Source organism: Achromobacter sp. (assembly GCF_036567245.1).
GTDB lineage: Bacteria > Pseudomonadota > Gammaproteobacteria > Burkholderiales > Burkholderiaceae_B > Achromobacter.
The window spans coordinates 1-9,621 of record NZ_DATCUY010000377.1 but is presented as its reverse complement, the minus strand read 5'-3'; the positions used below and the strand labels follow the sequence as shown (position 1 = coordinate 9,621).

The following is a 9,621-nucleotide window of genomic DNA, read 5'->3' as shown; positions in this document are numbered from 1 at the left end:
CGAGCGCAGCCTGGGCAACGCCACGGTGGAACCCGTGACGGCTCAGGTGACGATGAAGGCCATGGTGATAGACGTGGTGATGGTATTGGCCTGGGGCGCGATCATCCCCGGCCTGATGTGGCTGGGCGCCGCCGCCGGGTTTTGAACGGCGGCAGGCTCCGCGGGATCTGGCCAGGCGAAACCTGCCCGCGCAGTACGCCGACGGAAAGTTGGCCAAGGACAGGCCGCGAACCGGCACTGCCCGGCCGAGTACCCGTCAGCTCGAACCCAGCAGGATGACGCCGGCCAGGATGGACAGGCAGCCTAGCAGGCGGCCGATTCCGACCTTTTCCCGCAGCAGGAACATGCCGGCCAGAGTACCCAACATCATGGACATTTCCCGCGCAGGAGCCACCAGGCTCAGCGGTGCGCCATTGCGCAACGCGTACAGCACCAGGATGTAGCCCAACGGCGACAGCAGGCCCACCGCCAGCGCCAGATGCCAGTGCCCGCGCATGGCCTCCCAGGCCTGGGGGCGGCGACGCAGCATGTGGGGGGTCATCATGGTCGTGCGGGTTACACAGGTAAACCAGTCGAACAGCACCGGGCTGATCAGCAGCACCTTCACGCCATAGGCGTCGACGACGGTATAGGCGGCGATGAACAGGCCGATCACCACGCCCCAGCGCACCCCTATCCAGGCCTGCGCCTGCTTGAAGATGGCCAGCCGGCCCTGGGTCGCGATCAGCAGCACGCCGGCCACCACGCAGAGCATGCCGATGATGCCGGTGCTGGTGGCGGGTTCGCCCAGCAGCAGGAAGGCGCCGGTGGTGGACAGCAGGGGGCCGGTGCCGCGGGCGATGGGGTAGACCACCGACAGGTCGGCCACCTGATAGCCCCGTTGCAGGCACAGGCTGTAGCCCAGGTGCAACAGGCTGGAGGTCAGGATGGCGGCGACCACCGGCCAGGTCCAGGTCATGCCGTCGTGCAGCAGCACCCAGATGACCCATGGCGCATACAGCACCGAGGCGCACAAACCATACGCGAAGACGAAAGGAGCGCCCACCATGGCCGCACGCTTGGCGAGCAGATTCCACGTGGCGTGGGCCATTGCCGCCAGAACGACCAATATCAGGGACGAGTACGACATGAGGGAACAGCGTCAGATGACGTGTTTGTTACAGAAGACGGAAGGGTACTCCAAACCACGAGAACCGGGGTCATGTTACCTGATGCCTGAGGCGTTTTTTGGTGTAGAATCATTGGTTTGCCAAATCTCATCCTCTGCTTGCGGCACATGCAACGGGGGCTGGCCTCACCGCCAGCTAGCCGTGCAACACGTGACGGATGCGAGCTACGCGCCTCGCGCAGTCTTGCAAAAATCGCGTGAACAACATCGAACGGCAAAAGTTTTAGTCCGCAAAGACATGATGATCTAGGAGTTCTCATGAACCTTATCGCTATCCTGGAACAGGAAGAAATTGCCCGTCTGACCGGCGGTCAAGCCAAGCCTGAATTTGCTCCTGGTGACACCGTCATCGTGAGCGTGAACGTCGTTGAAGGCACCCGCAAGCGCGTGCAGGCTTTCGAAGGCGTCGTGATCGCCAAGCGCAACCGCGGCCTGAACTCCGCGTTCACCGTGCGCAAGATTTCGTCGGGTGAAGCCGTGGAACGTACGTTCCAGCTGTACTCGCCGCAAATCGCCGGCATCGAAGTCAAGCGCCGCGGCGACGTGCGCCGCGCCAAGCTGTACTACCTGCGCAACCGCTCGGGCAAGTCGGCGCGTATCAAGGAAAAGCTGGTCAGCAAGCAAGCCTCGGCGGCTTGATCGCTTATCGGCACACGGCCCTACCAGTGTCGGACGCTCACGCCATCCAGCGTTTTCGTTCGGCACGGGTTTCCGGGTTAAAAAGGCACCTGCGAGGGTGCCTTTTTCTTTTTGCTGAGCCGTATGTCTGATTCCTCGTCTTCCCCGCGGCCCAGGCGGCCGCTGGCGCGTCCCGGCTTCGATCCGGCGACGCAACCCTGGGTGGTGGCCAACGAGTCCTTGCCGGCCGTGCCCAGCCGTCTGCTGACCCCGGATTCGCTGCGGGGCACGCTCAGCCAGCCCTCCACCTGGACGCTGGAGCTTTCGCGCGACACCGACCTGCGCTATCCCGGCCGCGAAGGCGTGCCGGTGCCAGCGGCCGTGCTGATTCCCCTGGTGACCCGCGACAACGGCGTGCACATCATGCTGACGCAGCGCGCCGCGCATCTGCACGACCACGCGGGCCAGATCAGCTTTCCCGGCGGGCGCATCGAAACCAGCGATCCCACGCCGGAGGCCGCGGCCTTGCGCGAAGCGCAGGAAGAAACCGGGCTGCCGGGCAATCACGTGGAAGTGCTGGGCAGCATGCCGCCGTACCTGACGGCGACGGGTTTTTCCATCATCCCGGTGGTGTCGCTGGTGCGTCCGGGCTTCGACCTGGCGCCCGACGCGTTCGAGGTGGCCGAAGTGTTCGAGGTGCCGCTGTCGTTTCTGATGGACCCCGCCAACCACCGGCTGTACGAAGCCCGCCTGGACGATGGTCGGGTGCGCCAGTATTACGGCATGCCTTACGGCAAGCATTTCATCTGGGGCGCGACGGCCGGCATGCTGCGCAACCTCTACCATCTGCTGCGCCACGGCTTTACGCCGCGCTGATCTTGTCGGGCGCGTTTCGCCACAATGACTACGGCCCCTCGACGGGGCCGTAGTCATTGTGGGACCGTTGCAGGGATCCGGCGTCTGGCTTTGCTGAACAGGGCGCCTAGTAGCGCTGCTGCCCCGCCAGGTTCTCTTCCAGGATGCGCTGGTACAAGGCGTAGCGCGCCGGATCGATCGCGCCCGCCTGCAGGGCCGCGACCACGCCGCAGCCCGGCTCTTGCCGATGGGTGCAGTTGTAGAAGCGGCACTGCTCGATGGGTTGGGTGAACTCCGGGAAGCCGCGGATGATGTCCTCGCGGCTCAGGTGCTGCAGGCCGAACGCCTGGAAGCCCGGCGAGTCGATCAAGTCGCCGCCCGGGGCGGGCAGGTGATAGAGCCGCGTGCTGGTGGTGGTGTGCTTGCCCATGTCCAGGGCGGTCGAGTGCTCGCGGGTGGGAGCAGCCGCGTCCGGCACCAGGGCATTGAGCAGGGTGGACTTGCCCATGCCGCTCTGGCCCAGCAGCAGGCTGGTGTGTCCGGCCAGGCGCGGCGCAAGCAGGGTGTGCACCTTCTCGGGTTCCCGCGCGCTGAGTTCGATCACGTCCACACCCAGCGCCGCGATCGGCGCCAGCCGCGCACGCGCCGCCGGCAGTTCGTCCGCCAAGTCGGTCTTGTTGAGGATGATGATGGGCGCGATGTCCGCGCTCCAGGCGCCCGCCAGGGCGCGTCCGGTCAGGTCGTCCGAAAAAGTGGGCTGCACGGCGACAACGATCAGCAACTGGTCGACGTTGGACGCGAACTGCTTGGAACGCATTTCGTCCGATCGATACAGCAGATTGCGGCGCGGCAGGATGGCGTCGATGGCGCCTTCGTCCTTGCCCTGCGGCGTGATGCGCACGCGGTCACCCACGGCGGCGCCTGCCTTCTTGCCGCGGGGGAAGCACTTGCGCAGGGTGCCGTCTGCCAGCTCTACGGTGTAGTGGCGCCCGTGGGCGGCGATGATGCGGCCTTCGTTGGGTCCGGCGGCGGGCGCGCTCATGCAGCGGCCGCCGTCAGGTGGCGGATGCGCACGGCGGCGGGTGGGTGGCTGTCGTAGAAGGCGGAGTGCACGGGGTCGGGAGTCAAGGTGGCGGCGTTGTCGTCGTAGAGTTTGACCAGCGCGGATACCAGGCGTTCCGGCGAGCTTTGTTCGGCCGCATAGCGGTCCGCTTCGAACTCGTCGCGGCGCGAGTACCAGCTGGCCACGGGTGTGAGCATGAAAGTGAAGACGGGGATGACCAGGAAGAACAGCAGCAGCGCCATGGCATCGTTGCGTCCGCCCAGCTGCGGCATGACGCCCAGCCCCACGTAGAACCAGGGTTGCTGCGAGATCCAGCCCAGGATGGCGAAGAATGCCAACGCGGCGGCGAAGCTGAAGACGATGCGCTTGACGATGTGGCGCTTGGCGAAATGGCCCAGTTCGTGCGCCAGCACGGCCTCGATCTCGTCGCCGTTCAGGCGCGCCAGCAGGGTGTCGAAGAACACGATGCGGCGTGAGCGGCCGAAGCCAGTGAAATAGGCATTGCCGTGGGCCGAACGGCGCGAGCCGTCCATGACGAAGAGGCCATTGAGCGCAAAGCCGCAGCGCTGCGCCAGGCGCTGGATGCGCCCAGCCAGCTCCGGGTCGGACAGCGGCGTGAATTTGTTGAAGAGCGGGGCGATGAGCATCGGGTAGATGATCAGCAGCGCCAGGTTGAACGCCGTCCACAGCGCCCAGGCCCAGACCCACCAGTAGGCACCCGCGCTGCCCATCAGCCAGAGCACGGCCGCCGCCAGCGGCAGGCCCAGTACCGCCGCCACCAGCAGGCCCTTGGCGGCATCGGCCACGAACAGCGCGGGCGTCATGCGGTTGAAGCCGAAACGCGCCTCCAGCTTGAACTGCCGCCACAGCGTGAAAGGCAGGCCCAGGACGCCCAGCAGCAGCGCCACCACCAGCAGCAGCAGAATCTGCCGCAGGAAGTCGTTGCTGGTAAGCTGGGCCACCATCAGGTCGATGAGTTGCAGCCCGCCCATCAGGGTCAGGCAGACCAGCAGGATGGCGTCATAGGTGCGTTCCAGCATGCCCAGCTTGACCCGCGCCACCGTGTAGTCGGCCGCGCGCTGGTGGCTGGCCAGCCCGATACGGTGAGAAAACTCGGCAGGCACCTGGTCGCGGTTGCGCGCGACGTGGCGGATTTGGCGGCTAGCCAGCCACAGGCGCACGGCGATATCGGTCAGCAGGAAGGCAACGAACAGCAGTGTGAACATGGGCGATGCGGCTTGCTCAAATAGGTATGTGCGAAAATCGCGTGTTTTATAGGCAAATTATATGGCTGTGAACGAAAACCGCCTGGTTTGGCTGGACATGGAAATGACCGGCCTGGATCCTGAGAAAGAAAGAATCATCGAAGTCGCCGTGGTGGTGACCGAGCCTGACCTGACGGTCGTGGCCGAAGGCCCCGTGCTGGTGGTGCACCAGCCCGACAGCCTGCTCGACGCCATGGACAGCTGGAACAAATCCACCCACGGCAAGAGCGGACTGATCGACAAGGTCAAGGCCTCCACGATTTCCGAGGCGCAGGCCGAGGATACGCTGTTGGCGTTTCTGGCGCAGCACGTGCCGGCGGGCAAGTCGCCGCTTTGCGGCAACACCATCAGCCAGGACCGCCGCTTCATGTTTGCTTACATGCCGCGCCTGGAGCAGTTCTTCCACTACCGCAACCTGGACGTGAGCACGCTGAAGGAATTGGCGCGCCGCTGGGCGCCGGCCGTGTACAAGGGCTTCGAGAAGAAGAGCCGCCACGAAGCGCTGGCCGACATCTACGAATCGATCGACGAGCTCAAGTATTACCGCGAACACTTCCTGAAGCTGTAAGCGGCTCCCGCCCATGCCCGCCGCCCCGTCCGCCTGCGAGCCGCTCATCGGGGATCACCCGTCGATGGCGGCCTTGCGCGATCTGGTCGGCCGGGTCGCGCGCAGCAAGGCCAGCATCGTCCTCATTTACGGCGAGACCGGCACCGGCAAGGGTCTGGTCGCCCGCAACCTGCATGCGCAGTCGGCGCGCGCGGCCAAGGGCTATACCGAGATAAATTGCGCCGCCATCCCGGGCAATCTGCTGGAATCCGAACTGTTCGGCCATGAGCGCGGCGCGTTCACCGGGGCGGTGGCGCGCAAGACCGGGCTGCTGGAGGCCGCCAACGGCGGCAGCGTGTTCCTGGACGAAATCCGCGAATTGGATCCGGTCATGCAGGCCAAGATCCTGACCCTGCTGGACAGTCGGCGCTTCCGGCGCATCGGTTCAGTCCAGGAAGTCTCGGTCGACGCCCGCTTTATCGCCGCCACCAACAAGATCCTGCTGGGGGAGGTGCAGGCCGGCCGCTTTCGCGACGACCTGTATTACCGCCTGCAGGTGGTGTCGATCAACCTGCCGCCGCTGCGCGAGCGCGGCGACGACGTCATCGTGCTGGCGCAGCGCTTCCTGGAACGCTACAACGCCACCCACGGCAGCCGCTTTACCCTCATCGACGCCGAGGTGCAGCGCATTTTCAAGGCCTATGCCTGGCCGGGCAATGTGCGCGAACTGAGCAATCTGCTGGAGCGGATCTGCATCCTGGAAGACGGCGATACGGTGCTGGCGCGGCACCTGCCGCAGCGCATCCTGCGCGAAGCGGGCAAGCCCGCGTCGGCGGCCGCGCCCTCCAGTGCCGGCAGCTATACCGAACAATCCGCGCAGTTCCAGCGCGGCCTGATCCGCTCGGCCCTGCTGGCCCAGGACGGCAACCTGGGGCGCGCCGCCGAGTCCCTGGGGCTCACGCGGCACGCCCTGCGCCACCAGATGCTCAAGCTGGGGCTGGACGGCTGAAGCCTATTCCGCGCTGATGTTGTGCTTGCGCGCGATGCCTTGCCACAGGGCCAGTTCCTCGCGCACGCGCGCGCCGAACTCGGCGCTGTCCATGCGGGAAGGCACGGTGCCGTCCAGATCGAGCAGCGCCTTCATTTCCGGCGAGGCCGAGATCTCGACGAGCGCGGCGTTGAGCTTGTCGATGTAGGGCTGCGGCGTACCCGCCGGCGCGAACACGCCCACCCAGATCTGCACCGAGTAGCCCGGCAAGGCTTGCGCGGCAGGCGGCAGGTCGGGGAAGGCCGGGGAGGGACCCTGCGCCGTGGTGGCCAGCAGCTTGACCTTCTTGCCCTGCACCACGGGGGCCAGCGTGCTGTAGTTGGACAGCATGACGTGGATCAGGCCGCCAGCCAGGTCCGAGGCGGCGTTGGCTGCGCCCTTGTAGGGCACGTGGGTCATGTCAGTGCCGGCCGCGTCGTCCAGCATGACCGTGGCCAGATGCGCCAGCGAGCCGACGCCGGCGCTGCCGTAGTTCAGGGCGCCCGGCTTGCCGCGCGCCGCTTCCAGCAACTGCTTCAAGGAGGTGTAGGACGTCTGCGCCGAGGCGGCGATGACCAGCGGGCCCTGTCCTATCATCGCCACCGGCGCGAACTGCTTCAGCGGGTCATAGGGCAGGTGCGGCTGGGTGGCGGCAGTAGTGAGGAAGGTCGACGAGGTCAGGAGCAGCACCGAGCCGTCCTTGGCCGAGCGGGCGACATACTCGGAGCCGATCGCGCCGGCCGCGCCGCCGCGGTTTTCCACGATCACGGTATTGCCGAGGCGGGCCGCGAGTTGCGGCGCGATGGCGCGGGCAATCGCGTCATTGCTGGCGCCGGCGGTGAACGGCACCACGATCTTGACCTGCTTGGGCACTTCCGTCTGGGCCGCTGCCGCGCCGGCCAGCAGGGACGCCGCCAGGAACAACGTTGTTTGCATTAGCGCTTTCATGATCGATTCTCTAGGAGAGCGGAGGTTGGAGCGGGCGCCGGATGCGGCGCCCGCGGCGTTCAGTCCGGCATGGAGACTTCGACGTCCAGCAGCGGCGCGTACTGCTGCGCGCCGAAGATGTCGCCGTCGCCCGCGGAGCCGCTGGGAGCCAGCCGGTAGATCGTGAACTTGATGGCCAGGCCGGGATCGTAATGCACGAAGTCCGATATGCGGCTGTCGTCGATGCGATACAGGGCCGCCATGCTGGCACGCGTCAACGCGCCGGAGCGCTTGACCGCCTCGTAGGTCGCCGGCTCGCGGAAGATGATGTCGAAAGTGATCTTGTTCACGCCCGCGTTCTTGCTGCGGATGGTCTTGGCCAGGGTGCTGAGTTTCTGGGTGCTCATGATCTTGCCGGCTCAGGCGCCAGCCTCGGTGAGGTGGGTCGGGAAGAGTTCGCCGGCGTCTTCCACCGGCAGCGTGTGGTTCAGGGTCCAGCGGTAGGCGGCGCTGGTGCGCACCACCTCGTCCAGCGGGAACGACACCGAACCGGCCGTGCCCTTCACGTCGGGCAGGCGGGCGTAGAACATCTGGCGCAGGCCCGTGAGCGTCAACTCCTCGGCCATTTCGGCGGTCGGCGCCACGCCCTGGACCATGACGCAGAGCTCGTGGCCGGGCTGGTCCCGCAACGGTTCCAGGTCGCCCATGACGCCGTCGCGGCCGTAAACCTTGTAGTGCAGTTCATAGCCCGAGTCGCCGAAGCGCTCGCGCACCTTGTCGCGCGCCCAGGCGATGACGCGGTCGACGTTGGCGATGGTGTAGGGGTCGCGTATGCCGCAAAGCCCCATGTAGCGTTCGCCGACCTTGCCCGAGCCTTCCAGCTTCACGCGCACCTGGGCGGCGGGTTCGAAGCGCGAGCCCGTGATGCGGGTGGTCTTTTCGCTCAGTTGCTCGTAGCGGCATTCGGCCATGTCCAGCCGGCCGCCGGCGAAGAATTCTTCATAGGGATTGGAGCGTTCGTACATCGCATGGCCCGCGACCGAGGCGATGGTGCAGCGCTGGTCGGGGTGCATGGCGGTGACGCGCACGTCCTCCGCCGAGATTTCGCCCATCACGGTTTCCTTGCCGCCATAGGGCTCGGCGCAGAACGAAGCGCATTCCAGCACCTTGCCCAGGTAATAGGCGCGGTCCGCGTCGTAGCCCTGATGCAGGGCGGGGGCGGCGAACACGGCGGCGTCGGAACTGCGGCCGCCGATGACCACGTCCGCGCCGGCCTCCAGCAGCTTGATGTAGGGATGCACGCCGGCCACCGCCACGATGCGGTCGCTGGCGTCGAGTTCGGCCTCGGTCAGGTCGGCGTAGCCGTCCAGGCCCGCCACCTGCTGGCCATCGCGCAGCGCGCGGCGCACGCGCTCCTTGTCGACTTCCGAGTAGAAATAGCCGATCTTGAACGGCGGCAACTTGTGTTCCGCGGCGATTTCCTTGATCAGGCGCACGTACAGGTCGACGCGGCTGTTGGAGCCGGTGTCGCCGGCCGACCCGATGACCATGGGCACGCCCAGCTTGCGCGCGGCCAGCAGCATCTGCTCCAGGTCGTGGCGCTGCCAGGCTTGGGGGCTGGTGGACGTATCGGAACCCAGCGGCACGGGACCCACGTCGTCGCTGCCCGAATCGGCGGCGATGCAGTCCGGCCCGGCAGCCACGCCGAGCCGGAAGCTCTCGGTGCGCAAGGGGGCGAATCCTAAGTGCCCGTTCGGGCAGATGATGCTCATGGAACGCATTGGTGTAGTCTCTTCAGTTGAGTCGTCCGGTCTCGCTCGTACCGGCCATGACTACAACGCAAGATGCGTGCCAGGTGCCAGGAAGCGCAAAGCCCGCGTATTTGCTGTGCCTGCGGCACGGTTTTTCCCGATTCGCGGGTAAATATTCACGCAATGCGTGAATTTCACGCATAAGACCCATGCCACCTTCCTACTCCGTAGCCCAGATCCGCGAAGCCGAACGCCAGGCCTTGGCGGCGGGCAGGCGGCTGATGCCACTGGCGGGGGCGGCCGCGGCCCGTTACGTCGCAGCGCGGATCCGGCCAGGGACGGTGGTGCTGGCGTTGGCGGGCCCAGGCAACAATGGCGGCGACGCGCTGGAAGCCACGAC

At 66.3% G+C, this 9,621-nt stretch carries 11 protein-coding genes; 5 read left to right on the top strand and 6 right to left on the bottom strand.

Features of this window, described 5'->3' with window-relative positions:
• Positions 1-256: 256 nt before the first annotated feature.
• Positions 257-1,129, bottom strand: coding sequence for a DMT family transporter (locus VIR09_RS16180; protein WP_332013790.1), 873 nt, complete (start codon positions 1,127-1,129; stop codon positions 257-259).
• A gap of 297 nt (positions 1,130-1,426) precedes the next feature.
• Between VIR09_RS16180 and rplS the strand changes: the two genes are divergently transcribed.
• Together rplS and VIR09_RS16170 are read left to right on the top strand one after the other, a co-directional pair.
• The gene (gene rplS / locus VIR09_RS16175; protein ID WP_006218237.1) at positions 1,427-1,807 is read left to right on the top strand and encodes a 50S ribosomal protein L19; all 381 of its coding nucleotides are present in this window, start codon (positions 1,427-1,429) and stop codon (positions 1,805-1,807) included.
• A gap of 123 nt (positions 1,808-1,930) precedes the next feature.
• On the top strand, positions 1,931-2,662 hold the full coding sequence (locus VIR09_RS16170) for a CoA pyrophosphatase (protein ID WP_332013789.1): 732 nt from the start codon (positions 1,931-1,933) through the stop codon (positions 2,660-2,662).
• A 106-nt stretch (positions 2,663-2,768) separates the two neighbouring features.
• On the opposite strand, the gene rsgA is transcribed toward VIR09_RS16170, so the two are convergent.
• The gene (gene rsgA / locus VIR09_RS16165) at positions 2,769-3,683 is read right to left on the bottom strand and encodes a ribosome small subunit-dependent GTPase A (protein ID WP_332013788.1); all 915 of its coding nucleotides are present in this window, start codon (positions 3,681-3,683) and stop codon (positions 2,769-2,771) included.
• The gene (locus tag VIR09_RS16160) at positions 3,680-4,930 is read right to left on the bottom strand and encodes a M48 family metallopeptidase (RefSeq protein ID WP_332013787.1); all 1,251 of its coding nucleotides are present in this window, start codon (positions 4,928-4,930) and stop codon (positions 3,680-3,682) included. Before VIR09_RS16160 ends, rsgA begins: the two co-directional genes overlap by 4 nt.
• Before the next feature lie 61 nt (positions 4,931-4,991).
• Between VIR09_RS16160 and orn the strand changes: the two genes are divergently transcribed.
• Both orn and VIR09_RS16150 read left to right on the top strand, forming a co-directional pair.
• Positions 4,992-5,537, top strand: a complete 546-nt coding sequence (gene orn / locus VIR09_RS16155) for an oligoribonuclease (RefSeq protein ID WP_332013786.1) — start codon at positions 4,992-4,994, stop codon at positions 5,535-5,537.
• Between the two features lie 13 nt (positions 5,538-5,550).
• A complete protein-coding gene (locus tag VIR09_RS16150) occupies positions 5,551-6,525 on the top strand; it encodes a sigma-54 dependent transcriptional regulator (protein ID WP_332013785.1) in 975 nt (324 codons plus the stop codon).
• 3 nt (positions 6,526-6,528) lie between these two features.
• Here the strand turns inward: VIR09_RS16150 and VIR09_RS16145 are convergent, their stop codons facing one another.
• The 3 genes from VIR09_RS16145 to VIR09_RS16135 all read right to left on the bottom strand — a co-directional run bounded on the left by VIR09_RS16145 (position 6,529) and on the right by VIR09_RS16135 (position 9,251).
• Positions 6,529-7,479 carry a tripartite tricarboxylate transporter substrate-binding protein gene (locus tag VIR09_RS16145; RefSeq protein WP_332013784.1) on the bottom strand — a complete coding sequence of 317 codons (951 nt, stop codon included), beginning with the start codon at positions 7,477-7,479 and terminating at the stop codon, positions 6,529-6,531.
• Positions 7,480-7,550: 71 nt separating this feature from the next.
• Complete coding sequence (locus VIR09_RS16140; RefSeq protein ID WP_332013783.1) at positions 7,551-7,877, bottom strand: DUF4387 domain-containing protein; 327 nt, start codon at positions 7,875-7,877, stop codon at positions 7,551-7,553.
• Positions 7,878-7,889: 12 nt separating this feature from the next.
• On the bottom strand, positions 7,890-9,251 hold the full coding sequence (locus tag VIR09_RS16135; protein ID WP_332013782.1) for an acyclic terpene utilization AtuA family protein: 1,362 nt from the start codon (positions 9,249-9,251) through the stop codon (positions 7,890-7,892).
• A 179-nt stretch (positions 9,252-9,430) separates the two neighbouring features.
• On the opposite strand from VIR09_RS16135, the gene VIR09_RS16130 reads away from it, so the two are divergent.
• Positions 9,431-9,621: NAD(P)H-hydrate epimerase (locus tag VIR09_RS16130; RefSeq protein ID WP_332013781.1), on the top strand; the 191-nt coding region annotated here is incomplete at its 3' end.